This is a genomic window from Aureimonas altamirensis, assembly GCF_023702225.1.
Lineage (GTDB): Bacteria > Pseudomonadota > Alphaproteobacteria > Rhizobiales > Rhizobiaceae > Aureimonas > Aureimonas altamirensis_B.
This window is the reverse complement of the sequence record NZ_JAMQCO010000010.1, coordinates 1-24,976: the sequence shown is the minus strand read 5'-3', so window position 1 is coordinate 24,976 and position 24,976 is coordinate 1. Positions and strand designations below refer to the sequence as shown.

General features: G+C 64.9%; 21 protein-coding genes. 14 read left to right on the top strand and 7 right to left on the bottom strand.

Annotation, left to right across the window (positions count from 1 at the left end; genetic code table 11):
• Nucleotides 1-11: 11 nt before the first annotated feature.
• The 6 genes from NDN16_RS16500 (at nucleotide 12) to NDN16_RS16475 (ending at nucleotide 10,821) form a co-directional block, all read left to right on the top strand.
• On the top strand, nucleotides 12-1,568 hold the full coding sequence (locus NDN16_RS16500) for a phospholipase D family protein (protein ID WP_251114572.1): 1,557 nt from the start codon (nucleotides 12-14) through the stop codon (nucleotides 1,566-1,568).
• Between the two features lie 137 nt (nucleotides 1,569-1,705).
• Nucleotides 1,706-5,389, top strand: coding sequence for a trifunctional transcriptional regulator/proline dehydrogenase/L-glutamate gamma-semialdehyde dehydrogenase (putA, locus tag NDN16_RS16495; RefSeq protein WP_435301116.1), 3,684 nt, complete (start codon nucleotides 1,706-1,708; stop codon nucleotides 5,387-5,389).
• A gap of 4 nt (nucleotides 5,390-5,393) precedes the next feature.
• Nucleotides 5,394-6,764 (top strand): FAD-binding oxidoreductase, encoded by a 1,371-nt coding sequence (locus NDN16_RS16490; RefSeq protein ID WP_251114570.1) that lies wholly within the window; start codon nucleotides 5,394-5,396, stop codon nucleotides 6,762-6,764.
• Between the two features lie 83 nt (nucleotides 6,765-6,847).
• Complete coding sequence (locus tag NDN16_RS16485) at nucleotides 6,848-8,281, top strand: mannose-1-phosphate guanylyltransferase/mannose-6-phosphate isomerase (protein WP_251114569.1); 1,434 nt, start codon at nucleotides 6,848-6,850, stop codon at nucleotides 8,279-8,281.
• 5 nt (nucleotides 8,282-8,286) lie between these two features.
• A complete protein-coding gene (locus NDN16_RS16480) occupies nucleotides 8,287-9,693 on the top strand; it encodes a phosphomannomutase (RefSeq protein ID WP_251114568.1) in 1,407 nt (468 codons plus the stop codon).
• A 51-nt stretch (nucleotides 9,694-9,744) separates the two neighbouring features.
• The gene (locus tag NDN16_RS16475; protein WP_251114567.1) at nucleotides 9,745-10,821 is read left to right on the top strand and encodes an acyltransferase family protein; all 1,077 of its coding nucleotides are present in this window, start codon (nucleotides 9,745-9,747) and stop codon (nucleotides 10,819-10,821) included.
• Here the strand turns inward: NDN16_RS16475 and NDN16_RS16470 are convergent.
• Entirely contained in the window at nucleotides 10,811-10,963 is a 153-nt protein-coding gene (locus tag NDN16_RS16470) for a hypothetical protein (protein WP_251114566.1), read from the bottom strand. The genes NDN16_RS16475 and NDN16_RS16470 overlap by 11 nt on opposite strands.
• A gap of 102 nt (nucleotides 10,964-11,065) precedes the next feature.
• Between NDN16_RS16470 and NDN16_RS16465 the strand changes: the two genes are divergently transcribed.
• Nucleotides 11,066-11,920, top strand: a complete 855-nt coding sequence (locus NDN16_RS16465) for a sugar phosphate isomerase/epimerase family protein (RefSeq protein ID WP_251114565.1) — start codon at nucleotides 11,066-11,068, stop codon at nucleotides 11,918-11,920.
• Here NDN16_RS16465 and NDN16_RS16460 read toward each other — a convergent pair whose 3' ends face one another.
• The 3 genes from NDN16_RS16460 to NDN16_RS16450 are packed head-to-tail and all read right to left on the bottom strand — an operon-like array spanning nucleotide 11,921 to nucleotide 14,913.
• Nucleotides 11,921-12,652, bottom strand: a complete 732-nt coding sequence (locus NDN16_RS16460; RefSeq protein WP_251114564.1) for an SDR family oxidoreductase — start codon at nucleotides 12,650-12,652, stop codon at nucleotides 11,921-11,923.
• Between the two features lie 45 nt (nucleotides 12,653-12,697).
• Nucleotides 12,698-13,858: a Gfo/Idh/MocA family protein gene (locus tag NDN16_RS16455; RefSeq protein WP_251114563.1), complete on the bottom strand. Its 1,161-nt coding sequence runs from the start codon at nucleotides 13,856-13,858 to the stop codon at nucleotides 12,698-12,700.
• Nucleotides 13,855-14,913 (bottom strand): sugar phosphate isomerase/epimerase family protein, encoded by a 1,059-nt coding sequence (locus NDN16_RS16450; RefSeq protein WP_251114562.1) that lies wholly within the window; start codon nucleotides 14,911-14,913, stop codon nucleotides 13,855-13,857. The genes NDN16_RS16455 and NDN16_RS16450 overlap by 4 nt, the downstream gene beginning before the upstream one ends.
• Nucleotides 14,914-15,046: 133 nt before the next feature.
• On the opposite strand from NDN16_RS16450, the gene NDN16_RS16445 reads away from it, so the two are divergent.
• From NDN16_RS16445 to NDN16_RS16425, 5 genes are all read left to right on the top strand, one after another.
• Nucleotides 15,047-16,081 carry a LacI family DNA-binding transcriptional regulator gene (locus tag NDN16_RS16445; RefSeq protein ID WP_251114561.1) on the top strand — a complete coding sequence of 345 codons (1,035 nt, stop codon included), beginning with the start codon at nucleotides 15,047-15,049 and terminating at the stop codon, nucleotides 16,079-16,081.
• Between the two features lie 105 nt (nucleotides 16,082-16,186).
• Nucleotides 16,187-17,161 carry a substrate-binding domain-containing protein gene (locus NDN16_RS16440; protein WP_435301120.1) on the top strand — a complete coding sequence of 325 codons (975 nt, stop codon included), beginning with the start codon at nucleotides 16,187-16,189 and terminating at the stop codon, nucleotides 17,159-17,161.
• Nucleotides 17,162-17,215: 54 nt separating this feature from the next.
• The gene (locus tag NDN16_RS16435) at nucleotides 17,216-18,712 is read left to right on the top strand and encodes a sugar ABC transporter ATP-binding protein (protein WP_251114559.1); all 1,497 of its coding nucleotides are present in this window, start codon (nucleotides 17,216-17,218) and stop codon (nucleotides 18,710-18,712) included.
• Nucleotides 18,709-19,653, top strand: a complete 945-nt coding sequence (locus NDN16_RS16430) for an ABC transporter permease (protein WP_251114558.1) — start codon at nucleotides 18,709-18,711, stop codon at nucleotides 19,651-19,653. Before NDN16_RS16435 ends, NDN16_RS16430 begins: the two co-directional genes overlap by 4 nt.
• The gene (locus NDN16_RS16425) at nucleotides 19,650-20,609 is read left to right on the top strand and encodes an ABC transporter permease (RefSeq protein ID WP_251114557.1); all 960 of its coding nucleotides are present in this window, start codon (nucleotides 19,650-19,652) and stop codon (nucleotides 20,607-20,609) included. Before NDN16_RS16430 ends, NDN16_RS16425 begins: the two co-directional genes overlap by 4 nt.
• Nucleotides 20,610-20,774: 165 nt before the next feature.
• Here NDN16_RS16425 and NDN16_RS16420 read toward each other — a convergent pair whose 3' ends face one another.
• From NDN16_RS16420 to NDN16_RS16410, 3 genes are all read right to left on the bottom strand, one after another.
• The gene (locus NDN16_RS16420) at nucleotides 20,775-21,590 is read right to left on the bottom strand and encodes a cyclase family protein (RefSeq protein ID WP_251114556.1); all 816 of its coding nucleotides are present in this window, start codon (nucleotides 21,588-21,590) and stop codon (nucleotides 20,775-20,777) included.
• A gap of 92 nt (nucleotides 21,591-21,682) precedes the next feature.
• Nucleotides 21,683-22,258, bottom strand: a complete 576-nt coding sequence (locus NDN16_RS16415; RefSeq protein ID WP_251114555.1) for a DUF3841 domain-containing protein — start codon at nucleotides 22,256-22,258, stop codon at nucleotides 21,683-21,685.
• A gap of 308 nt (nucleotides 22,259-22,566) precedes the next feature.
• Nucleotides 22,567-22,893, bottom strand: a complete 327-nt coding sequence (locus NDN16_RS16410) for a glycine zipper domain-containing protein (RefSeq protein ID WP_251114554.1) — start codon at nucleotides 22,891-22,893, stop codon at nucleotides 22,567-22,569.
• A 159-nt stretch (nucleotides 22,894-23,052) separates the two neighbouring features.
• Between NDN16_RS16410 and NDN16_RS16405 the strand changes: the two genes are divergently transcribed.
• Both NDN16_RS16405 and NDN16_RS16400 read left to right on the top strand, forming a co-directional pair.
• Nucleotides 23,053-24,354: a PQQ-dependent sugar dehydrogenase gene (locus NDN16_RS16405; RefSeq protein ID WP_251114553.1), complete on the top strand. Its 1,302-nt coding sequence runs from the start codon at nucleotides 23,053-23,055 to the stop codon at nucleotides 24,352-24,354.
• Between the two features lie 59 nt (nucleotides 24,355-24,413).
• A complete protein-coding gene (locus tag NDN16_RS16400) occupies nucleotides 24,414-24,782 on the top strand; it encodes a hypothetical protein (protein WP_251114552.1) in 369 nt (122 codons plus the stop codon).
• The last annotated feature ends 194 nt before the right edge of the window (nucleotides 24,783-24,976 follow it).

Below are 24,976 nucleotides of genomic sequence, written 5' to 3'. Positions count from 1 at the left end.
ATCATCGGTTCATGATGCGGTTTCTGGCGATCGTGCTCGTCGTCGTTCTGGTGTTCGCCGCGGCTTCCATGGTCGCCGCCTACGCCTTCGGTCGCTTCGCGGAGGGCGCGCGGGGCGCACCCAGCCACGCCTTGTCGCGCGACGGGGCGCCGACCGTGCTGGACGCCTATGTGGATGGGCTGCGCAAGGGCCACGACGCGGAGAGCGGGCTTGTGCTCGTATCGTCCAACCTCGACGCGTTCGCTGCCCGCGCCCTTTCCGCACGGATAGCCGGCCGCAGCCTTGATCTCATGTACTATATCTGGAACGACGATCTGACCGGCCGTCTCATCCTGCGCGAGGCCCTGGCAGCAGCGGACAGGGGCGTGCGCGTCCGTCTGCTTCTGGACGATATCGGCGTATCCCTGTCCGACAGGACGTTCCTTGCGGTCGACAGCCACCCGCTGATCGAGGTTCGGCTGTTCAACCCCACCCATGCCCGCGAGAATCCGATCCGCCGCGGAATCGAGATGGCGCTGCGCATGGTGAGCGTGAACCGGCGCATGCACAACAAGGCCTGGATCGCCGACGGTCAGATCGCAATCGTCGGTGGCAGAAATATCGGCGACGAATATTTCGACGCCGCGGAAGCGTCCAATTTCCGCGACCTGGACATCATCGCCATCGGCGAGATGGCCGGCCAGGCGGAGGTGATCTTCGACGAGTACTGGAACAGCGGCCTCGCACTTCCGGTGCAGGCCCTGGCCGAGCGCGAGACGCCGCCGCTGGACGAGCTGCGGCAGGCGTTCGGCCGGCTGGCGGATACAGCTGCCGCCAACCCATATATCGCGCGTCTGCGCGAACGTCTGACGGTCGCCTCCCTGTTCGACGATGCCGACGTGCACTGGACGCAGGAGGCACGGCTGGTCTCCGACCCCGCCGAGAAGGCCGCCGGCAAGAGCGGCCGCAATTCGCTGCTGGAGGAGCTGGTGCCGCTGCTGGCATCCAGCGAGCGGCAGCTCAACATCTCGTCCCCCTACTTCATACCGGGCGACGAGGGCACGCAATTCTTCTCGCGGCTGGTGGAAAAGGGCGTCGACGTCACGGTGCTCACCAATTCCCTTGCCGCCACCGATGTGGCCGCCGTCCATGGCGGCTACGCGCCCTACAGGGAGCCGCTGCTGAAAGGCGGCGTGACCTTGTACGAGTTGAAGCCGACGGCCGCCTCCGGCGGGATCAGCCTGCGCGGCTCCAGCCAGGCGAGCCTGCATACGAAGGCCTTTACCAGCGACGGAACGGCAGGCTTCGTCGGCTCGCTCAATTTCGATCCGCGCTCCGTTTCCCTGAACACGGAGATGGGCGTATTGTTCGCCGTTCCGGCGCTCGTCGAAGAAATGGATCGCATCTTCGCGGAGGAGATATCGCCGGCGATGAGCTATCGGGTCACCCTGGATGCCGACGGAGCCATGATGTGGAGCGCGACGGAATCGGGCGTGCCTGTCCGGTTGACGCAGGAGCCGGAGGCAGGCCTCGGTCGACGGATTCTGGCAAGGATCGTTGGCTGGTTGCCGCTGGAATCGCAATTGTAGGTGTACTCATTCGGCCGAAAGGCGCTTACGCCGAACATAATTCGGAGACCTGTTCAAAGATCGGCATTTAAGTCCGCGCGCCGGCCGATTAAGTGAATACCGGCAGTGGGCGCGGCGTGCGCTCCATGGAGACAGAGATGAGCGCAGCCAACCGGATCGCGGATCATGCGGAACAACCTCAGCCGTTCGGCGCGTTCGATGCGCGGGTGACGGCGGAAACGCCCTTGCGGCGCGCCATCACGCAGGCAACGCGCCGGCCGGAACCGGAGTGCCTGCCGCCGCTGCTGGATGCCGCGCGTCAGGCGCCTGCCGCCGCCGACCGTATCCGCACCCTGGCCGGGCAACTGGTGCGCGGCTTGCGCGCCAAGGCCGGCAACAGTGGCGTACCGGGCCTGATCCACGAATACTCGTTGTCGAGCCAGGAAGGCATTGCCCTGATGTGCCTGGCGGAGGCGTTGCTGCGCATCCCGGACAGGGCCACGCGGGACGCGCTCATTCGCGACAAGATCTCCAAGGGGGATTGGCGCGCCCATATCGACGACGACAACTCGCTTTTCGTCAATGCGGCGACATGGGGCCTCCTGGTGACGGGCAGGCTGACGGCGACCGTCAGCGAGGCCGGCCTTTCGCGGGCGCTGACGCGGCTTGTCGGCCGTTTCGGAGAACCTGTGATCCGGCAGGGGCTGGACATCGCCATGCGGTTGATGGGCGAGCAGTTCGTGCGCGGCGAGACCATCGAAGAGGCGCTCAAGCGCAGCCGCGCGATGGAGCGCAAGGGCTTCCGCTACTCCTACGACATGCTGGGCGAGGCCGCCATGACGGCGGCCGATGCCGCGCGCTACTACGACGAATACGAAAAAGCCATTCACGCCATCGGCGCGGCTTCGGGCGGCAAGGGCGTGCAGGAGGGGCCGGGCATCTCCATCAAATTGTCGGCCCTGCACCCGCGCTATGCGCGGGCCAAGGCCGGCCGCGTGATGGCGGAACTCTATCCGCGCCTGGCGGCATTGGCGCTTCTGTGCCGGCGCTACGACATCGGCCTCAACATCGACGCGGAGGAGGCCGACCGGCTGGAGCTTTCGCTCGACCTTCTCGAAAGGCTGGCCTTCGAGCCAGAGTTGAAGGGCTGGGACGGCATCGGCTTCGTCGTGCAGGCCTATGGCAAGCGCTGTCCTCTCGTCATCGACTGGCTGGTGGACCTGGGGCGGCGCAGCGGCCATCGCCTCATGGTGCGGCTGGTGAAGGGCGCCTACTGGGATGCGGAGATCAAGCGCGCGCAGGTGGACGGCTATTCGGACTTCCCGGTCTATACGCGCAAGGTGCATACCGATGTCGCCTATCTCGCATGCGCCCGGCGCCTTCTGGCTGCGCCGGACGCGGTCTTCCCGCAGTTCGCAACCCACAATGCGCAGACGTTGGCCAGCATCTACGTGATGGCCGAACCGGCACGCTATGGGCGCGGCCAGTACGAATTCCAGTGCCTGCACGGGATGGGGGAGCCGCTCTACGAGGAAGTCGTCGGGCCGGAGCGGCTGGACAGGCCCTGCCGGATCTACGCTCCGGTCGGCACGCACGAGACCCTGCTGGCCTATCTGGTGCGCCGCCTCCTGGAGAACGGCGCCAACTCGTCCTTCGTCAACCGGATCGCCGATGAGGCGGTCCCGGTGGAGGAACTGGCGGCCGACCCTGTCGACGTCGCATCGGCCTTCGAACCGCTCGGCAGCACCAACCCGGCCATTCTGCTGCCGGGGCGGCTCTACGGCGAACGTCGGAGAAATTCCTGCGGCGTGGACCTTGCCGACGAAACGGTCCTGGCGTCGCTGGGCGACCGGCTGAGGGGCACGGCGACGGAAGGCTGGACGGCGCGCGCGCCACATGGCAGCGGCACCGGCAATCCGCAGACGGTTACCAATCCGGCCGATCGGCGTGAGGCGGTCGGCACCGTCGAGACGGTCGATCCCGGCAGGATCGCCGATCTCGTCCGGCATGCCTCCGGCGGCTTGTGCGCATGGGCTGCCCGCTCGACCGACGAGCGCGCCGCGATACTCGAGCGCGCGGCAGAATTGTTCGAGGACAATACAGCACGCCTTCTCGGCATCACCGTCCGGGAGGCCGGCAAGAGCCTGCCCAACGCGGTGGCGGAACTGCGCGAGGCGGTGGATTTCCTTCGCTACTACGCCGCCGAAATCCGCGAACTCGGATCGCAGGCAGAGTGCCGGCCGCTGGGCGTCATCGCCTGCATCAGCCCATGGAACTTTCCGCTGGCCATCTTCACGGGGCAGGTGGCGGCCGCGTTGGCGGCCGGCAATGCCGTGCTGGCCAAGCCGGCCGAGGAAACGCCTCTCGTTGCGGCCGAGGCCGTGCGCCTGATGCACGCGGCGGGCGTCCCGGACGATGTGCTGATCTTCACGCCCGGCGCCGGCGATGTCGGCGCGGCGCTGACCGCCGCCCCGGACGTATGCGGCGTTCTGTTTACCGGGTCCACCGAAGTCGCCCGGCTGATCGAGGCCAGCCTTGCCGGCCGCCGCACGCCGGATGGGCGCATCGCGCCCCTGATCGCCGAGACGGGCGGCCAGAACGCGATGATCGTCGACTCTTCGGCGCTGACCGAGCAGGTCGTGGCGGATGTCGTCGCGTCGGCCTTCGACAGTGCGGGCCAGCGCTGTTCGGCACTTCGCATTCTCTGCGTGCAGGAAGAGGCCGCCGACCGTACCCTCGCCATGCTGCGCGGCGCCCTGGAAGAATTGACGATCGGACGCACCGACCGCCTTTCGGCCGACATCGGCCCCGTCATCACGCACGAGGCGAGGAGCACCATCGAGGCGCATGTGCAGGCCATGCGCGAAAGGGGCCATGCGGTCAGCCGCCTGGCCATGCCGGCCGAGACGGAGCACGGAACCTTCGTGGCGCCCACCATCGTCGAGATCGACGATATCGCGGCCCTGAAGCGCGAGGTCTTCGGGCCCGTTCTGCACGTGCTGCGCTACCGCCGCGCCGACCTGGCGCCGTTGATCGAGGCGATCAACGCGACGGGATACGGCCTCACCTTCGGCTTGCATACCCGCATCGACGAGACCATCGAAACCGTTCTCGGCCGAATTGCGGTGGGCAATGTCTATGTCAACCGCAACGTCATCGGTGCGGTCGTCGGCGTACAGCCCTTCGGCGGACGGGGCTTGTCCGGTACCGGGCCCAAGGCCGGCGGGCCGCTCTATCTGCGGCGGCTTCTGGCCGTGCAGCCGGAGCCGGCCTTCCGCGGCGAGGCACCGGCGCGCCTGAGCGACTATGCCAACTGGCTGGTCCAGATCGGGCAGGCCGCCGCCGCCGACAAGGTTCGTGCACAGGCCGAAGGATCGCTTCTCGGCTATTCGACCGAGCTGCCGGGGCCGGTGGGGGAAAGGAACGTCTACGATATCCATCCGCGTGGGCGGGTGCTGCTTCTGGCGGAGACGGAAGAAGGGCTCGCCGTGCAAATGGGCGCGGCGATCGCAACGGGAAACTCTGCTGCGATCCCGGCGCGCGACTTCGACCGCTTCGCGCTCGACCGCCTGCCGGTGGACCTGCAGCCCGTTCTGCTGAGGGACGGTGCGATCCCGGCCGACATTGCCGCCGTTCTGGTCGAGGGCGACGCGCAGCGCGTCGCCAACGTGCAGCGGCGCCTGACGGAAAAGGACGGAGGCATCGCCCTCGTGCAGGCGCTGACCTCGGCCGAGATCGCCGATGGTGGCCGCTATCGTCTGGAATGGCTGGTGGAAGAGCGCTCGACCAGCATCAACACGGCGGCCGCCGGCGGCAATGCCAGCCTGATGGCGATCGCCTGACAGCATGCAGGCGGCGCTCGACGAACTGCTGGCCTGCCTGGGACCCTCCGGCTGTCTTGTCGGGCCGGATGTCCCGGAGGCATCGCGCACGGACGAGAGCCGCACCGGCGGCCATCTGCCCGCAGCGCTTTTGCGGCCGGCGAATGTGGAAGAAACATCGAGGGCGATGGCGATCTGCCATCGGCATAGGCTTCGCATCGTTCCGCAGGGCGGCATGACGGGCCTCGCCGGCGGCGCCAACGCCTCGCCGGGCGAGGTGGCATTGTCGCTGGTCCGTTTCCACGGCGTGGAAGAGGTGGACCGGCAGGCCGGAACGATGTGCGTCCGCGCAGGCACCCTGCTGGCCGTCGCACAGCAGGCGGCCGAGGAGGCCGGCCTGGTGTTTCCCATCGATTACGGAGCGCGCGGCTCGTGCCAGATCGGCGGCCTCGTGGCCACCAATGCGGGCGGGCCGCGGGTCATCCGCTACGGAACCACGCGGACGAACGTGCTGGGGCTGGAGGTCGTGCTTGCCGACGGGACGGTGCTGTCGCATCTCGGCGGCCTTATGAAGGACAATACGGGCTACGACTTGAAGAGCCTGTTCGTCGGTTCGGAGGGGACACTCGGCGTCGTGACGCGCGCGGTGTTCCGTCTGTGGCCGAAACCTGCGGACATCGTCACGGCGTTCTGTGCGCTGCCGGACGCCGCCGCGGCAACTGCCCTCTTGGCCGCGGCACGCTCCGCTGTGGAATTGTCCGCGTTCGAGGCGATGTGGCCGGCCTATTACGACATCGGCTGCCGGCTGGCAAAGACGCGCCCATTCGATGCCACGCCGGCCATGTGCGTGCTCATCGAGTCAGAGCAGCCGCTGGAAGCGTTTCTGGAAGCCGCATTCGAGGACGGCCTTGTCGAGGATGCGCTGCTGGCGCGCTCGCATGCCGATGCGCAGGCATTCTGGGCGGTTCGGGAGGCGGCCGGGCTCGACGACGCGTTGCCGGGCCTCCTGAACTTCGACGTCAGCGTCGAGCTGCTCGCGATGCCGGCCTTCGTGGACGGTACGAGCGCCGCCATCGCGGCCGCTTTCCCCGGCACACGCAGCCTCTTCTTCGGCCATATGGGCGATGGCAACCTTCACCTGATCCTGCATCGCGACCGGATGGATGAGCGGACGGCCCATGCGCTGGAAAGGTTGGTTTACGAGCGCGTACGCAGGGAAGGTGGCTCCGTCTCGGCAGAGCATGGCATCGGAACACTGAAGCGCGAATGGCTCGGTTTCTCGCGCAGTCCCGCTGAAATCCGAACAATGCACGCAATCAAGTCCGCGCTGGACCCGAACGGCATCATGAACCCGGGCAAGCTTTTGCCGCCCCACCATTCATCGACTGCGAGTTGATCTGCGAACGGAAAGCACATAATCACCCGGTTCCCGAGCCTTGATATCGCTTGTCTGCGCGCGACAGGCAATTGGAGCATGAGATGAGCCTCGACGACGGCCTGGAAACGAAGATCACGCCCGTCATCATGGTGGGGGGCGCCGGAACGCGTTTATGGCCGATCTCCCGCGAAACGATGCCCAAGCAGTTCATCGCGATCATGGACGACGGCTTGTCCACCTTCCAGGGCACCCTGACGCGCGTCACCGGGCCGGATTTCACCCAGCCGATCATCATAACGTCCAACGACTTCAGGTTTGTCGTGGCCGAGCAGATGCGCGCCATAGGTGTGGAGGGCGAGATCGTTCTTGAGCCGGAGAGGCGCGACTCCGCCGCCGCCGTGGCCGTCGCGGCCCTGATGGTGGAGGCGCGGCAGACGGGCTCCCTCTGCCTCGTCCTGGCAGGCGACCATGTCGTGGACGACGATCAAGCTTTCGTGCACGATTGCAAGGTCGCCGCTTCGCAGGCTGCCGCCGGCAGGATCATGACGATCGGCATCGTGCCGACATTCCCTGCTTCAGGTTATGGGTATATCGCGGCCGGCAACGCATTGGCGACGCACGATACGTTCGTCGTCGATCGGTTCGTCGAGAAACCCGATGTCGATACGGCGGCGCGCTACGTTTCGGAAGGCCTCCTCTGGAACAGCGGAAACTTCCTCTTCCGATCGGACGTGATGATCGAGGAGATGGAGCGGCGTTGCCCGGACATTATCGAGGCCGCTTCTGCCGCCGTCGACGGTGGCAAGCGCGATCTCGACTTTCTTCGTCTCGACGCCGAAAGCTTCTCACGGTCGCCGAAAATCTCCATCGATTATGCGATCATGGAGAAGACCGATCGCGCCGGGGTGGTCAGGGCCAGCTTCGGCTGGTCCGATATCGGCGCGTGGGATTCGGTCTATGACGTCAAGAAGCACGATGATGCGGGCAACGTCATCGAGGGCCCCGTTTCGACGATCGGGGTGACGAACAGCCTCGTGATGTCGGACGGTCATCTGACGACTGTCGTCGGACTGGATGGGATCGTCGTCGTGACGACGCCCGATGCGGTGCTCGTCGCGTCCAAGGACCAGGCATCCAAGGTCAAGGATCTCGTCACCCAACTTCGCACCGAGGGTTTCGGCGAGGCGACGGATCATCTGAGGATCCATCGTCCCTGGGGCTGGTACCAGCGCATCGATATCGGCGATCGATTCCAGGTCAAGCACATCTGCGTCAAGCCGGGCGGTACGCTTTCACTGCAACGCCACTATCATCGGGCCGAACATTGGGTGGTCGTCAAGGGCACCGCCGAAGTTACGATCGACGATGAGGTGAAGCACTATCACGAGAACGAGGCGGCCTACCTGCCTATCGGCTGCGTTCATCGTATGCGCAACCCGGGCAAGATCGACCTCAAGATCATCGAAGTGCAGGTGGGCAGCTATACCGGCGAGGACGATATCGTACGGCTCGACGATGTGTATGCACGGACCTGATGGACATGGCTGCAAGCGATCTCAAGTTCGGAACAAGCGGCCTGCGTGGATTGGTCGTCGATCTTCAGGGTCCCGCTGCGCGCCAATGGACATCCGCCTTTCTGAGCATCATCGGCGACAGGTCGTCCGGAGAGGTGCTGATCGGTCGCGATCTCCGCGATAGCAGCCCGGCGATTGCCAGGGACTGCGCGGACGCGGCTTGTGCGTCGGGCTGGCGTCCGTTGGATGCCGGCGCCCTTCCGACGCCTGCGCTTGCCATGGCTGCCATGTCGCGCAGCTGCCCGGCGATCATGGTTACGGGAAGCCACATCCCCGAAGACCGCAACGGACTGAAATTCTATCTTTCGTCGGGAGAGATAACCAAGGCCGACGAGGCGTCCATACGCGCTGCATACGCGGCCGCCGAGCCGGTCGGTGACCCGGTACGGTGCGAATTTGCGGCCATCGGTGTCGTGGAAGCCTATCTGGACCGATATCGCGCTTTCTTCGGAACTGATGCCCTGGCAGGGATGCGTATCGGCGTTTACCAGCACAGCGCCGTCGGGCGCGACATTCTCGTAGAGCTGATCGGGGCGCTCGGAGCCACGGCCGTTCCGCTGGGGCGGTCGGAGCGCTTTATTCCGATCGATACGGAAGCCCACCATCCACGGCATATCAAGCTTGTCAAAGGGTGGGCGGAAGCGAGCCCGTTCGATGCGATCGTATCAACCGATGGCGACGGCGATCGGCCGCTTGTGGCCGACAGCGAAGGGAACTTCGTTCGTGGCGATCTTCTCGGCCTGATGACCGCCATGCATCTCGATATCGATCGTATCGTCACGCCTGTCACCTCCAGCACTGCCGTAGAGCGGTCCGGCGTGGCCAGGTGCATACATCGCACGCGCGTCGGTTCACCTTACGTGATTGAAGGCATGGAACGGCTGATCGACGGACACCCCTCGAGCGTACTCGGTTTCGAGGCGAATGGCGGCGTGCTGCTGGGCGGCGATCTGACCCGCGCCGGGCGGACCTTGTCGGCGCTTCCAACGCGGGATGCCATTCTGCCGATCATCGCCGCGCTGGTTCATGCGCGGCATAAGGGTTCGCTCAAGGACGCCTTGGAGGCTATTTCGCCTGGCCATGCCTTGGCAGACAGGCTGGAAAACGTGGCGCCGGACAAGAGCGCGGCGTTCCTGGCCCTTCTCGGCACGGACACAGCCTTCGCTACGGCGCTGTTTGCCGAACAGGGTGGAGCCGTCAGCCGCGATGCGATCGACGGCGTCCGCTTCGTTTTGACCGATGGTTCGGTGGTGCATTTCCGTGCATCCGGCAACGCGCCCGAGTTGCGCTGCTATGTGGAAGCCAAGGATTCGGCCCGCGCTTCTGCCCTTTTGGCGTGGGGACTCTCCACGGCTGAACGCAACGTATCTTAAACCGCTGATGATAAGTTTGCTCTATCTTCCCGCCAACCAGGGGGAGACGAAGTGCAAACCATCGGCCGCGGAAAGCATAGAAACGTCAATATCCAATGGATGCGCGCCCTGGCAGCGCTGTCCGTAGCTATCTATCATATATCCCATTACATCGCATTTCGGTTCGACGATGTCCGGTTTGCAAACATCTTCGACGGAAAATTCGGACTTGTCGGGGTTGCGATCTTCTTCGCGATCTCAGGTGCGTTGATGGCGGATCTGTTGCACCGTACACCTCCGACGCTCTTCCTGGCTCACCGCCTTGTCCGCATCTACCCGTTGTTCATCCTGATTTTCGTCATCGTGGCTTTCCTGCGGACGGGAGAGCTCAATGCCGATATTCGGGCGATGTCGTTGGCTCTCGTCGGTACGCGGGTCGTGTTCGAGCTCAATGTCGAATGGACGCTCGTTCTCGAGGTGTTCTTCTACGTCCTTTTGTTCCTGCTGGCTTTTGCATCGGGTTCGCGGTTCGTGGTTCCATTTGCGATCGTCTGGCTGGCCGCAATCGGTTTCGCTGCCTTCATCGATCCCCAGCAGATGGGCAGCACCTTGTCGCCTACGCTGTTGCAGGCTTTTTTTCTGCCTGGAAACGCGGCTTTTGCCGGCGGGCTGATCATCCCGACGATACTGCGCCGGGGTCGCATCCAACCAATCTGGGCGGTGATCGCCCTCGGATTGGGCGCGGTGACCATGTCGGTCGACCTCGCCTGGGGGCGCATTCTCGGTTCGCTGGCGGCCGTCATCCTTGTGGCGTTGTTGTACGGCATCTCGACGGAACCTCCCAAGCGTGGTGGCTTCGGCTGGGCCGCCGAACGGCTCGGGGATTACAGCTATGCCTTATATCTCGTCCATGTACCGGTAACGCATCTCGTGTTGAGCAACCTTGATGCATCGCCAGCAATTCTTTGGGCAGTGTGTGTCGGTGCTGCGCTGGCGGTATCCGTGCCGCTCGGCATGTTGGATATCCGCATCTACAGAAAGCTGCGGGCGCGCGTTGATCGCGCAGGGGCACATCGTCTTGCCGCAGCAGTCTGGATCTATGTGGGGGCCTACATCGCCGTTGGCGTAATCTTCATTTTCAAGCAGTAGTCCTGCGCGAAAGCGCGGCAAGGCGGTTACCAACCAGTTCCTTGGCGGTATCGTCATGGGGATGGGGCTCGCGCTCATGGGAGAAACGCTCTTCGACGAGCGCCATGGACGCACCGGAGATCGACGCGATCCGGACGGACATTCCCGACCTGCATACCAACCGGAAAACGCATAAGAGACTTGCCCATCACCCTCGACAAGTTGATGTAATATCCAGAGATCTAGCCTTGGGAGGGGCCGGGCGATGGGCGTAAGCGGGTTCGGCGTGCATACCGCAATGTGGGCGATGGAGTGGAACCGCGATGCGGCAAGCTACGCCATACCCGAGGCGGTACGCCATGGGATCGACTTTCTGGAAATCACCATGCTCGATCCGGAAGGCGTCGATGCAGACCATACGAGGCGCCTTCTCGAAAAGCACGATGTGGAGTGCGTCTGCTCACTCGGCATGCCGCTCGATCGCCTTCCGACGAACGATCCGGAAGGCGCGCTGGCTTTCCTGCAACTTGCCCTGGATCGCTCCCATGCCATCGGGGCCAGGGCGATGAGCGGCGTGATCTATGGCGGTATCGGCCAGCGCACGGGCTTTCCACCCACCCAGGCCGAAATCGATGCGACGGCACGCGTCGTGCGCGATGCCGCCGCCTATGCTGCAAGTCTCGGCATGGACTACGGGCTGGAGGCGGTGAACCGCTACGAGAACCACATCCTGAACACAGCCGAGCAAGCCGTCGCCATGGTGGAGAAAGTCGGCGCGGACAACGTTTTCGTCCACCTCGATACCTACCACATGAATATCGAGGAGAAGGGGATCGCCAACGGAATCCTCAAGGCGCGCGACCACCTGAAATACATTCACCTGTCGGCGAGCGACCGAGGCACGCCCGGTTGCGACACCGTGCAGTGGGACGAGGTATTCGCCGCACTTGCCGCTATCGGCTTCAAGGGCGGCATGGCGATGGAAAGCTTCATCAGCGTGCCGCCGCAGATCGCCAGCGCCTTGTCGGTCTGGCGCCCGGTCGCGCCCGACCGGGAGGAGGTGCTGGGGAAGGGCCTGCCGTTCCTGCGCAACAAGGCGCGGCAATACGGCCTGATCTAGCTAGACGCGGTCGAAATTGGTGGGCAGCACCAGTATATCGCGAATGGTCACGGTGCGCTTGCGCGTGAGCATGTAGACGACCGCGTCGGCAACCTCGGACGGGTCGATGAGGCTGCCGGATTCCTTCGCCTTGCGCAGGTTTTCCTCCGGCCAGTCCGCCAGAAGGGCGGATACGACCGGCCCCGGCGAGACCTGGCCGACGCGAATGCCGTGCGGGATCATCTGCCGGCGCATCGTTTGCACGAAGCATGTCATCGCCCATTTGGACGAGGCGTAGACCGGTTCCCACCATGTCGGATAGTGCCCTGCAACCGAGGACGTCACGACGATGTCGCCGGTCCTGCGTTCGATCATGTGCGGCGCTACGTCGTGCACGTTCTTCATGACGGCGTTGATGTTGAGGTTCAGCATCCTGTCGATCGCATCGGAGGTCGTCTCGGTCAGGTCGCCGCCGATATAGGTGCCGGCGTTGCAGTACAGGATGTCGATCTGCGGCACCCGGGCAAGGATCTGCGGCACCATGGCGTTGCAACTGGCCGGGTCCAGAAGATCCGTCACCTGCGGGATCGCATTGCCTCCGAGCCGGCCGGCCAGCTCGTGCAGGCTTTCGGCGTTGCGGTCCACCATCACGACGTGCGCGCCATGCTCCAGAAGCGCCTCGGTGGTGGCCAGGCCGATGCCCGATGCCGCCCCCGTTATGACCGCGACCTTGCCGTCAAGTGATTCAGCCATCGTAGTTCCCCCTCCCTGTACCGACGCCATCATTCGTCCGAACGTTCAGCGGCGCAAGGCGACGAACGCTCCGTTGGATCTGGAGGAACGCACGCAGGCCTCGACGAAGGCGACGCCTTCCACCCCGTCCTCGATGCCGGGCAGCACGGCATCCGGCCTGTCGCCCTTGCCCTGGGCGGCGCGGATCAGCGCCGCGGCGTCGGAGTAGATATTGGCGAAAGCCTCGATATAGCCCTCCGGGTGCCCGGCCGGCACGCGCGATGCCGCGGCAGCGGCGGCGTCGGACCCTGCGCCATTGCGCGTAATCAGCCGCGTCGCCTTTCCATGCGGGGTATGACGCAGCACGTTCGGCTGCTCCTGCTGCCAGTCGAGCCCGCCCTTTTCGCCGAACAGGCGGAGGCGCAATCCGTTCTCGTGCCCCGGGGCCACCTGGCTGCACCAAAGCATGCCGCGTGCGCCGCCCTCGTAACGCAGAAGGACATGGGCATTGTCGTCCAGGGCGCGGCCGTCCCCGAACGACTGGAGGTCGGCCGCCACCCCCTCGATGGCAAGCCCGGAAACATAGGAAGCCAGATGAAAGGCATGCGTGCCGATATCGCCCAGCGCTCCGCCGAGGCCGGCGCGTTCCGGGTCCGTGCGCCATTCGGCCTGCTTGGAGCCGGATTTCTCGACGCTGTCGGTCAGCCAGTCCTGCGCGTACTCGACCTGCACCACGCGCAATCGGCCCAGCGCACCCTCGGCGACCATCTGTCGTGCCTGACGGATCAGCGGATAGGCCGAGTAGTTATGCGTCAGGACGAACAAGGCCGCTCCACGCGCCACAGCCGCGCGCATGCGGCGCGCCTCGGCAAGCGTTCCCGTCAGCGGCTTGTCGCAGATCACGTGGATGCCGCGTTTCAGAAATTCAGCCGCAGCCGGAAGGTGCATGTGGTTGGGCGTCACGATGGCGACGGCCTCTATACCGTCCTTCAACCGTGCTTCCCTCTGCGCCATCCTGCGGAAGTCGTCATAGGTCCGGTCGGGCGCAAGCCCCAGCGCCAGGCCGCTCTCCCTTGCCTTCTCGGGCGTGGAGGACAGCGCGCCGGCGACCAGTTCGTAATGGCCGTCCAGCCGGGCCGCCATGCGGTGGACGCCGCCGATGAAGGCTCCGCTGCCTCCGCCGACCATGCCGAGGCGGATGGGGGTCGTGTCTGTCTTCAATGTCATCTCCCAAGGCCGAGGATCTGGCGGTTGCGCGCATCGTCCGTGCCGGCCGCCGCGAAGTCGTCGAAGGCGCGGTCGGTGACGCGGATGATATGATCGCGCACGAAGGCCGCGCCCTCCCGTGCACCGTCGTCGGGATGCTTCAGGGCGCATTCCCACTCGACCACCGCCCAGCCCGCGAAATCGTACTGCGCGAGCTTGGAAAAGACGGAGTTGAAGTCCACCTGTCCGTCGCCCGGGCTGCGGAACCGTCCGGCGCGGTCAACCCAGGACTGATAGCCGCCGTAGACGCCCTGGCGGCCGGTCGGGTTGAACTCGGCATCCTTGACGTGGAACATCGAAATCCGCTCGTGGTAGATGTCGATGTTCTGCAGATAGTCCAGCCCCTGCAGCATATAGTGGGAAGGGTCGTAGAGCATGCGGGCCCGCCGGTGACCGCCGACCCGCTCGAGGAACATCTCGTAGGAGACGCCGTCATGCAGGTCTTCGCCGGGGTGGATCTCGAAGCAAACGTCGACTCCCACATCCTCCGCATGGTCGAGAATCGGTTTCCAGCGTTTTGCCAGTTCGTCGAACGCCGCCTCGATCAACCCGGCGGGACGCTGCGGCCAAGGGTAGACGTAGGGCCAGGCCAGCGCCCCGGAAAAGGCCGCGATGGCCGGCAGCCCAAGGTTTGCCGCAGCCGACAGCGTCTTTCGAAGCTGGTCCACCGCCCAGTCCTGGCGCGCTTGCGGCCGGCCGCGCACGGCCTCCGGAGCAAATCCGTCGAACAATAGATCATAGGCCGGATGAACGGCGACGAGCTGACCCTGCAGATGTGCCGACAGCTCGGTGAAGACCGTTCCGTGCGCCGCCAGCCGGCCGGCAAGCTCTTCAGCGTAGTCGCGCGAGGTGGCGGCCAGCCCGACATCCATCAGCCGCTTGTCCCCGGTCGGCACCTGCAGGCCGACATAGCCGCAATCGGCCGCCCACCCGGCAAGACCGTCCAGCGTGTCGAAGGGGGCGTCGTCCCCGACGAACTGGGCAAGGAACAGGCCCGGCCCCTTCAACGTCTTCATCTGCAACCTCCCAGCAGCGAGCCGGATTGACAGCGGCTTCTGTAATCGATTGCATGAAAAGATCGCACAGGGCGTTTTGCTTTACAAGCGGCGCAAATTCGGCATTAAGGCGCTTTTGGCGGGACGAGCGGTCATGACGGTGCGCAGGGCAAGGGCAGGCGAAGCGGCCAAGCCGCCGGGAGTGCGGGACGTCGCCCGGCTTGCAGGTGTTTCCACGGCAACCGTCAGCCGTACCCTGTCGAACCCCGCGCTGGTGTCGGAAGCGACCCGCCTGATGGTCGAGCGGGCGATCCGCGATTCCGGCTATACGGTCAATCTGGCAGCGCGCAACCTTCGGCAAAACCGGACGGGCGGCGTATTGGCGCTGGTGCCCAGCATTGCCAACCCGTTCTTCTCCCGCATCCTTGCCGGCATCGGTGCGGTTCTGCGGGCGGAGGGGTTGAACCTTTTGATCGCCGACACGCGCGTCATGCCCGACGAAAGGGGAAGGCTGTTCGGCCTGGCAAGCCGATCCAGGACCGACGGGCTGATCGTCCTGGACGGTTCCATCCCCGCCGAGGTCCTTGCTGCGGAAACCGCGCCTCCGGTGGTGCAGGCTTGCGAGTGGATCGAGGGGTTGTCCGCGCCCAGCGTCAAGGCCGACAATTTTGCCGGTGTGTCCCTTGCGGTAGGGCATCTGGCGCAGCTTGGGCACCGCCATATCGGCCATCTCGAAGGGCCGCCCGACAATCGGCTGACGGAAGCGCGCACGCAAGGTTTGCTCGCAGGGCTGGCGGCGAACGGCCTTGCGCTCGATCCGCGATGCAGCTTCGCCGGCGATTTCTCGCTGGACAGCGGACGGGCCGCGGCACATCGGATCGCAGCGATGCCAGATCGCCCAACCGCCTTGATCTGCGACAACGACGAAATGGCCTGCGGTTTCATCGCGGAATTTCAGCGGCTGGGCTTCTCCGTGCCGCACGACCTTTCGGTCGTGGGTTTCGACGATATCGAGTTTGCCGCCCATGTGACGCCCGGTCTCACCACCATACGCCAGCAGCGCGAGGAAATCGGCTCTGCCGCGGCGCGCCTGATGCTGGATCTTCTGGCCGGGCGGGATGCGAAGGCCGAAACGATCCTATCCGTGGAACTGGTGGCCCGTGCCTCCACCGCCGCCATGCGGAGTTGATTGCATCGGCTGATGTTATCGATTACATTTTCACCCTGGGTTGGGAGATCTCGGGAGGAAATCATGCTCGGTAAACTGGTTGGCGCCGCCGTTCTGGGTGCGCTCATGGCAGGTGCGGCCCATGCGGAGACGTTCCGCATCGGGCTGTCGAACAGCTTCGTCGGTTCGGAGTGGCGAACCCAGATGATCGAGGAGGCGCAGGCCGCCGCGGCTGCCTGGAAGGACAAGGGCGTGGATGTGGAGGTCGTCGTGCAGAGCGGCGATGTCGACGTCCAGGGCCAGATCGGCCACATCCGCAACTTCATCAACCAGGGCGTCGACGCCATCATCATCAATCCGGGCAGCCCCACGGCCTTCAGCCCGGTCTTCGCGCAAGCCAAGGCCCGCGACATACTGGTGATCGCAACGGATGCCGAGGTTGCGTCGAAGGATGCCATCTATGTCGGCATCGACCAGAAGGCCTGGGCGGCACAGTCGGCCGAATGGCTGGCCGAGACGCTGGGCGGCAAGGGCAAGGTCGTCACCATCAACGGCATCGCCGGCAACCCGGCCAACGAGGCGCGGGTCGCGGGCTATCGCGAAGTCTTCGCGCAGCATCCCGATATCGAGATCCTGAACGAGGCGAACGCCAACTGGGACCAGGCGCAGGGCCAGCAGACGATGCAGAACCTGCTTGCTACCTATCCCGACATCCAGGGCGTGTGGGTGCAGGACGGGATGGCAGACGGTGCATGGCGCGCCATCGAGGCGGCCGGCAAGAAGGAGTCCATCGCGGCTACCGGCGAGATCCGCAAGGATTTCATGACCCGCTGGGAAAGCGAGGGACTCAATTCTGCGGCGTCCGTCAACCCTCCGGGCGTCATGGCAAGCGCGCTCAACGTGGCGGTGCTGGCTCTGCAGGGCAAGGAGTTCAAGGACGGCGTCTTCGGCGGTCCGAACGCCAATGCCATCTACATCCCCATTCCCTTCGTCGACAACGACAACCTCGCCGAAAACCTAGAGGCCGCGGAGGACAAGCCCGGTTACTGGTCGGTGACGGCGACCGTTACTCCGGAAGAGGCAGAGGCCTTCTTCAAGTAGGGCGAACGGGCCGGGTTTCGTCCCGGCCCGATCCCGTTGCGGCAGGGAGCTTTCATGGCGGCCATACTGGAGGCGACGGGCGTCGCCAAATCCTTCGGCGCGGTCAAGGCGCTGGCCAAGGGCGATCTGATCGTGCAGCGCGGCGAGATCCACGCCCTTTTGGGCGCCAATGGCTGCGGAAAGAGCACGCTTTGCAAGGTCGTCGCAGGGGCGCTGGCCCCGAATGGCGGAACGCTGCGCATCGACGGGCAGGCGCGCAGCTTCGCCTCGCCGCGCGAGGCCGAGCGCGCCGGCGTATCGTTGTTCTATCAGGAGCTCAGTCTGATTCCGCAGCTATCGGTCGAGAACAACATCTTTCTCGGGCACGAGCCCCGCCGCTTCGGCTTCGTCGACAGGGCGGCGCTGCGCCGCGAGGCGGACCGCCTGATCGGCCTGTTTTCCGGTGTCGTCGGTGCTTCCCTGACCCCGCAAGCGACGGTGGCCGACCTGTCGCCCGACGAGCGGCAGATCGTGGAGATCCTGAAGGTCTTCGCCACGCGGCCGAAGCTGATGATCATGGACGAGGCGACCGCCGCCCTCGACGGACGTCAGGCGGCGCGGCTCTTCGACATATTGCGCGCGCAGCGCGGCGAGGGTGTCTCCACCATCATGATCTCGCACCGGCTGGACGAAGTCTTCGCCGTCTGCGACCGCATTACCGTCATGCGGAACGGAGAGAGCGTGGCGGCGCTCGACGTTGCCTCGACCGACCGCGCCGCCGTGGTGCATCACATGGTGGGGGACGTCCTCGTGCCGCCGAGGCCGGCGCATGCCGCAGTCCGTTCCGGCCAGCCGTTGCTGGCGCTCGACACCGTGTCCGGCGGCCGGTTCCGCGACGTCTCGCTGAAGGTTTGGCCGGGCGAGGTGGTCGGCCTTGCCGGCTTACAGGGGCAGGGGCAATCGGCACTGCTGCGCAGCCTGTTCGGCGCAGAGCCCGCCGGAGAAGGAACCATGGCGCTGGACGGCGCCGAATTGGTCATCCGCAGGCCGGGTGATGCCGTGCGGCGGGGCATCGCCTATGTTTCGGGGGACCGCGGACGCGACGCCGCCCTGCATGGACGCTCCATCTTCGAAAACGCCGTGTCCGGCATTCTCGCGCGCGAAGCGCAGCTTGTGCTTCGCGTAAAGCCGTTGCGCCGGCGCGCCGAGGCCGCCGCCGCCGATCTCGGGACGCGCTACGCCAGCCTGGACGCTCCCATCGGCTCGCTGTCGGGCGGTAACCAGCAGAAGATATTCATCGCTCGCTGGCTGGCCACGAAGCCGCGGCTGCTGCTTCTGGACGATCCGACCAAGGGCATCGACCTGGGCGCGAAGGCGGACCTCTTCGCGCTGATGCGCCGGCTGGCCGACGAAGGAGCGGCCATCCTGTTCTATTCGTCGGAGGATTCCGAAGTGCTCGACCAGACCGATCGCTGCCTCGTCTTCAACGGCGGCCGCGTGGTGACGGAGCTTTCCGGCGCGCGCATGACGGCGCTGGACCTGACGCGCGCCGCCTACGGGGAGGCCGCATGAAACGGCTGCTCCACCAACGCCCCTGGCTGATAACGCTGACGGTCCTTGTCCTGTTGGCTGCCGGCAACACGGTCCTGCAGCCGTCCTTCATCCAGCCGGCCGTCCTGCAATCCAACCTGACGACCTTTCTTCCGCTGATCCTCGTGGCCATCGGCCAGACATACGTCATCCTGGCCGGCGATATCGACCTGTCCGTCGGCAGTATCGTCGCGCTGAGCAACGTGGTGACGGTTTCCGTCTTCGCGGCGCTCGGCAACGGACCGGACGCCATTCCCTACGGCATGGCGGCGGGCCTTGCGACAGGGCTCCTGGTCGGGCTCGCCAACGGTGTCCTCGTTTCCGTGCTGCGGCTGCAGCCGATCGTCACCACCTTCGCCACCGGCATCGTGCTGGCGGGGGCTGCCATCTGGGTGCTGCCGCAGGCCGGCCTTCCGGTGCCGGACGCCTACTGGATGGCGTATTCCGGCACATTCCTGGGCGTGCCGACCGTGCTTCTGATTCTCGCCGCCGCCGGCCTGTTCGTCGCCATCCTGTCGCGCAGCATCTTCCAGGCCCATCTTCTGGCCGTGGGCGGCAATCGCACCGGCGCCTTCCAGACCGGGCTGTCGCTGGTGCGTCTTCGGATCCTGGCCTATGGATTGTCCGGCCTGTTCTCGGCCATCGCGGCGCTCTGCCTGACGGGCGAGACGGCATCGGGCGATCCGCTTCTTGGCGGCGCGCTCGCCCTGTCCGCGATCTCGGCGGTGGTTCTGGGCGGCACTGCGCTGTCGGGCGGGCAGGGCGGAGCGGTCGGCTCCATCCTCGGCGCACTCGTATTGGGGCTGATCGGCAACGTCATCTTCTTCGCCGGGCTGCCCTTCGAGTACCAGACGCTCGTGCAGGGCTTGATCGTGCTTATGGCACTGGCCGGCGGCGTCGTCGTGACGAGGCGCACCGCATGACCCGCCCCGTCAGCACCATCATGGCCGATCCGCTGTTTCTGGCGCTGTGTGCAGCCGTGGCCCTGCTGGCCATCGGCGAAATCCTGTCACCCGGCTTTGCGCGCGGATCGCAGATCGTCAGCCTGCTGACCGTGGCTGCCATCCTGGGCATCGTCGCGGCGGGCCAGAACCTCGTCATCCTTGGGGGGCGGGAAGGGATAGACCTGTCCGTCGGAGCGATGATCTCGCTCGGCGCGGTGCTGGCCGGCAACGTCATGGATGGCAGCAACGGCGCGCTGCCGCTCGCCATCCTCGCGTCCGCCGGCGTGCCGTTCCTGATCGGTCTCGTCAATGGCTGCGGCATAACGCTGCTGCGCATTCCGCCGCTGGTCATGACACTCGGCATGACGGCCGTCATACAGGGCGCGCTGGTCGTCTACTCGCAGGGCGTGCCTTCCGGTAGCGCCGCGCCCATCCTCTCGGCCTTCGTCAACAGGCCGCTTATCCTCGGCATTCCGGGTATCCTCTTCGTGTGGGCAGCCATCGCGGCCCTCATGCTGTTCATGCTGCGCCGGACGCGTTTCGGCTTTTCCGTCTATGCCATCGGTTCCAACGAGCGGGCAGCGGCGCTGACCGGTATTCCCGTACCCCTCGTGCGGATCCTTCTCTACGGCCTGTCGGGGTTCTTCGCGGGCCTGACCGGCCTTTTCGTGATCGGCTATACGGGTACGAGCTTCATCAGCGTGGGCAACCAATATGTGCTGCCTTCCATCATCGCCGTCGTCATCGGCGGCACGTCGCTGGCCGGCGGCACGGGCGGCTATCTCGGCACCGTGGCGGGCGCCATCGTGCTGACGCTCCTTCAAAGCGTGCTCATAACCCTGAACCTCGACGTCTGGGCACGGCAGATCATCTTCGGGGCGACGCTGCTTGCGCTGCTGCTCCTCTACGGTCGGCAGCGTGCATTGCGGGTGTAATGCCGCTCAACGGATCGAAGCGTCGAACCGCTCGTCGACCGGTACCCCGAGTGCTTTAACCAATGCATTCGTCCGGTTGGCGAGCGAGATGACGGCCAAAAGCTCCCTATGCATCTCCGGCGTCGGGGCAGGCTTGGCTGTCGCCGAGCAGCGGAACGACCGCCATCAGACGAGCGCCAGAATGCGGGCGGGGCCACCGGTCCCGCCCCGATGTTTCGGTGCGCCGACTACGATGGTCGCACCGGTGACGGGCAGTTCCTCAAGTTTGGCAAGCCCCTCGATGCCGTAGCGTCCGGCAGGCAACCAGGAATTATGCACGGCGAAATCCGCCGAGTTGCCGGGATCGAGTGACAGCGTATCGACGCCGATGGCCACCACGTCGCGCTCCAGTAGCAGATCGGTGGCCGATTTGCCGAAACCGGGAAAGGCAAATGCTCCGGATTCGTCGCTGCGGAACGCGGTTTCATTAACCTTCGCCGCCCAGCCGGATCGCAGCGCAACAACGGCGCCCGAGGGCAGGTCGCCATTTGCGCTCATCCAGGCTTCGATGTCCGCCGCCTCTACCATCGCGTTCGCCTCTTCCCGGGCGCGATCGGTAATGTCGACGATAGCCAGCGGAGCCACCAAGCTTCGCGGCTCGATTTCATCGACGCTGGTGCCATCGGCGCTGAAGTGCAGCGGCGCATCGATATGGGTGCCGGTATGCTCGAAGATCGTCAGCTTATGCAGCTGATAGCCGCTATCCTCGAACTTGACCGCCCATTCATAGGTGATGCCGGGTTTGCCGTCGAAGGTCGGGAAGTCGGAATCGTATGTGTGCGTCAGGTCTACGACGCGGCCGGCCTGGGCCTGGGCAAGAGCAGGCCGGAGGAATGCGCCCGGCATCGCCGCGGCGGCACCGGCGACGAGGGCGCCGCCCAGAAGCGCCCGGCGCGACAGCATCGACCGCTTCACGCCTTCCATCACGCAATGATTGCACATGCCGCAAATCCCGTAACGATGAAACCAGTCGGTACGGTGATGCTAATTACAAGTTCGCCATGAAGACAAGTCGATACGCCGCCACCGGCAGATCATCGATGCTCGAACCAGTTCTCGTCAACGACGTGCTTTTCGTCGAAATACCAGGCGGTCGCCTGAATACTATCGCTTCCCGCCACATGAAAAATTCGTTGCCAGCTATCGCGAACCTGGCTTCTGAATGGTTCCGGATAGGGGCGATCGCACATTCTTATTCCGGCAGCCGCCAGATCAGCTTCGAATGCTTCGTCCTCCGCCATGCCTCGGTCGCGCGCATGCTCATCCGCCAGATACCAATCGTTCAGAGGCGAGTGCCATGAGTTGAAATCGCTCAGCACCACCGTTTCGTCGGGAACTTCGAGCGAGACGAGGACATGATCGCGCAAGTGGCGGAAGTCCTTATCGTCCATCCGTGGCTTCGGGCGTTTCCGCCACCGTCGCCAGGCCCAGACGGGCCACCGCGGCACGCCATCGGGTGGCGGCCCGATCCGTTCCTCCATGTGGTCGGCAAGCCATTCGTAGGCCGGCTTGAACTCTGGGGAATCAATCAGGTCGGGTCGGCCGATGAAGCGTCCTTCACGCTTCATGAAGTCTCGTCCGTTTTCGCACATGATGACGTGTATGCGCATTCGACGCCTCCCCATCCCATGCCGATAGAGGCACAGGGCAGGCACGGCAATCGGGCTTCTCGTACAGTCGCAGTGAGAATAAACCAGAGGTAACAAGTAAAGAGAGGCTGACGAGAGTCTGAGTTGAGGCTATGCAATGAACCCGTTGAAGATCATGAACCTTAAAAAGTTCGGCCTGCGTTTGTTGGAAATTGTGGAAAAGCATAATTGAACGCACGACGGCGGTACCTGCCGCCGGAGGGCGCAGCGACTGCGCCCTACGTTACGACCGCATGTTCAAGCATCTACCCGCGGGCGCGCCCTGCGGATCAGTAACGACGGCCATCCCGGTAGTACCGGTCGTCGCGGTAATAACGATCGTCGCGGCGGTCATAGCGGCGATCGTCATAGCGACGATCGTCGATGTAGCGGCGATCATCGCGCGGCGCGGTGCTCCGACCGATCAGCGCGCCGCCGCCGGCACCGGCAAGGCCGCCGATGATGGCGCCATCGGTGCCGCCGATGGCATTGCCGACAAGCGCTCCGCCGGCGCCGCCGATGCCGGCGCCCGCCAGCGTCCGCTCGTTGGTCGTGCAGCCGGTGATCGTCAGCGCCGCAAGCCCCAGCCCAAGTACCATTCCAAAAGTTCTGGCCATTCCAGCCTCCCGTTACTCAGGTCACGCGCCCGTCAGGGCACCGTGTTCAGTTTCGAAATGTCCGAAACGCACCGGGCGTCAAGGTGTGCTCAGCATTGCGACGGCGCCGATCCTGTTGTCTATGTCTGTTCGTACGACGCCCAGAAAAGGATACCGCTCGTGACCGAGGCCTCACTCTTCGCCAGATTCGTAGCCTTGGTAGGGCAATGCGCCGTCGCGATCCGGCACTCGGGCCAGGGCCAGCCTGCACCGGTCTTCGGTTCTTCCCCCGCCATCCCGCTCGCCCGGCCGCAGGGCAAGGTGCCGACGCTGAAGATGCCGACGGCGAAAGGCTGGGACGGCGACCGCAAACCCGTAGCTGCGCCGGGGCTGAAGGTGAACGCATTTGCGCGGGGGCTGGTGCATCCGCGGAACATGCACGTCTTGCCGAACGGCGACGTTCTGGTGGCCGAATCGATGGGCGAGCGGGAGACGCCGCGCTCCCTGTTCGACCATGCCATGTCGGCGACCATGCAGCGCGCCCGTGCTTCGGGTGACAGCCCCAACCGGGTCACGCTGCTGCGCGATGCCGACGGCGACGGCATAGCCGAGGAAAGCCACGCCTACATCGAGGGGGTTCGGCAGCCGTTCGGTATCGCGCTGGTCGATGGCACGCTGTACATCGGCGCAAGCGACGCTCTGCTGGCCTACCCATACGTTCCGGGCGCGACCAGGGTGACGGCGACCGCCACCAAGCTGATGGACCTCGTTCCGGGCGGGCACTGGACGCGCAATCTCATCGCCAGCAAGGACGGCTCGAAGCTTTACGTCGCCGTCGGCTCGTTGAGCAATATCGGCGACGACGGCATGGCCGTGGAGGAAAACCGCGCCTGCATCCACGAATACGATCTCGTGACGGGGCAGTCCCGCATCTATGCGGGCGGCCTGCGCAACCCCGTCGGGATGGCCTGGGAGCCGGAAGGCGGGCTGCTGTGGACGGTGGTCAACGAGCGGGACGGACTGGGCGACGAAACACCGCCCGACTACCTGACCTCCGTTCGCGACGGGGCCTTCTACGGGTGGCCTTACTGCTACTGGGATCGCGTCGTCGACGATCGGGTGCCGCAGGATACGGCGAAAGTCGCCTCGGCGACGCAGCCCGACTATGCGCTGGGCGGGCATACTGCGTCACTGGGGCTCTGCTGGCTTCCGGAAGGAACTCTCCCCGGCTTTCCGGCCGGCATGGCCATCGGGCAGCACGGCTCGTGGAACCGGTCGAAACTGTCGGGATACAAGCTGGCCTTCGTGGCCTTCGAGAACGGCAAGCCTGTCGGGATGCCTCGCGACATCCTGACGGGTTTCCTGTCGCCCGACGAAAAGTACTCTTTCGGCCGCCCTGTCGGGGTGGCTCTGGCGGCTGACGGTGCGGTCCTGATGGCGGACGACGTCGGCGACGTCATCTGGCGGGTGACGGGCGTTTAGGGCAGCGTACATCCGTTAACGCTCTAATCCCTGTTCCGTGTCCAGTAGGAAACCACAAGATGATCGTCCCGGTCTACGGCACGGTTCATTCGAAGGTGAAAGCCGCCATCTCGCAGCCTGCGCCGTTTCCGACGATCCTGCGCACGATCGAGCGAAGGCGGCCTTGCTCGGCCGCATACAGCTGTTCGATTTCCAATACGCGCACTGTCATGAAGCGGTCGGTCGATCGGGCGGATTCTCGGATCCGCGATGCGATATCGCAACAGAGGCGGGCAGTCAGAATGGGCCGAACTCAGGCACTTGCGTGTCCGAAAATCCGGCAGCAGCTCAATCCAACCAGACCTAGGCTGCAGCCGCCTGCTGAAGGCTATCAACATGCCGAATTCGCTCGTGCTGTAGAAGTCGCGCCGACGCTCGCGCCACGTTAGATACCAATCGCAGAATGATGGTACGAGGATCATGGCGGAGGTTATTGCCTCGAGCGGAATTCCAGCACCTTTCGACTCTAAAAATGGATCGCACGCCAGAGCTGCGAAAACTCGTCCAAAGTTTCCAACATGGTGCGCGGCCGTTGCAGGGATCGTGTCCCATGGAGTGGTGTAGCTTAGACGACCACGGCTCA

Excerpts from the sequence above, each read along its gene's own strand:
- NDN16_RS16500 (WP_251114572.1), top strand. The coding sequence starts at position 12 with ATGATGCGGTTTCTGGCGATCGTGCTCGTCGTCGTTCTGGTGTTCGCC.
- putA (WP_435301116.1), top strand. The coding sequence starts at position 1,706 with ATGAGCGCAGCCAACCGGATCGCGGATCATGCGGAACAACCTCAGCCG.
- NDN16_RS16490 (WP_251114570.1), top strand. The coding sequence starts at position 5,394 with ATGCAGGCGGCGCTCGACGAACTGCTGGCCTGCCTGGGACCCTCCGGC.
- NDN16_RS16485 (WP_251114569.1), top strand. The coding sequence starts at position 6,848 with ATGAGCCTCGACGACGGCCTGGAAACGAAGATCACGCCCGTCATCATG.
- NDN16_RS16480 (WP_251114568.1), top strand. The coding sequence starts at position 8,287 with ATGGCTGCAAGCGATCTCAAGTTCGGAACAAGCGGCCTGCGTGGATTG.
- NDN16_RS16470 (WP_251114566.1), bottom strand. The coding sequence starts at position 10,963 with ATGTCCGTCCGGATCGCGTCGATCTCCGGTGCGTCCATGGCGCTCGTC.
- NDN16_RS16465 (WP_251114565.1), top strand. The coding sequence starts at position 11,066 with ATGGGCGTAAGCGGGTTCGGCGTGCATACCGCAATGTGGGCGATGGAG.
- NDN16_RS16460 (WP_251114564.1), bottom strand. The coding sequence starts at position 12,652 with ATGGCTGAATCACTTGACGGCAAGGTCGCGGTCATAACGGGGGCGGCA.
- NDN16_RS16455 (WP_251114563.1), bottom strand. The coding sequence starts at position 13,858 with ATGACATTGAAGACAGACACGACCCCCATCCGCCTCGGCATGGTCGGC.
- NDN16_RS16450 (WP_251114562.1), bottom strand. The coding sequence starts at position 14,913 with ATGAAGACGTTGAAGGGGCCGGGCCTGTTCCTTGCCCAGTTCGTCGGG.
- NDN16_RS16445 (WP_251114561.1), top strand. The coding sequence starts at position 15,047 with ATGACGGTGCGCAGGGCAAGGGCAGGCGAAGCGGCCAAGCCGCCGGGA.
- NDN16_RS16440 (WP_435301120.1), top strand. The coding sequence starts at position 16,187 with ATGGCAGGTGCGGCCCATGCGGAGACGTTCCGCATCGGGCTGTCGAAC.
- NDN16_RS16435 (WP_251114559.1), top strand. The coding sequence starts at position 17,216 with ATGGCGGCCATACTGGAGGCGACGGGCGTCGCCAAATCCTTCGGCGCG.
- NDN16_RS16430 (WP_251114558.1), top strand. The coding sequence starts at position 18,709 with ATGAAACGGCTGCTCCACCAACGCCCCTGGCTGATAACGCTGACGGTC.
- NDN16_RS16425 (WP_251114557.1), top strand. The coding sequence starts at position 19,650 with ATGACCCGCCCCGTCAGCACCATCATGGCCGATCCGCTGTTTCTGGCG.
- NDN16_RS16420 (WP_251114556.1), bottom strand. The coding sequence starts at position 21,590 with ATGTGCAATCATTGCGTGATGGAAGGCGTGAAGCGGTCGATGCTGTCG.
- NDN16_RS16415 (WP_251114555.1), bottom strand. The coding sequence starts at position 22,258 with ATGCGCATACACGTCATCATGTGCGAAAACGGACGAGACTTCATGAAG.
- NDN16_RS16410 (WP_251114554.1), bottom strand. The coding sequence starts at position 22,893 with ATGGCCAGAACTTTTGGAATGGTACTTGGGCTGGGGCTTGCGGCGCTG.
- NDN16_RS16400 (WP_251114552.1), top strand. The coding sequence starts at position 24,414 with ATGATCGTCCCGGTCTACGGCACGGTTCATTCGAAGGTGAAAGCCGCC.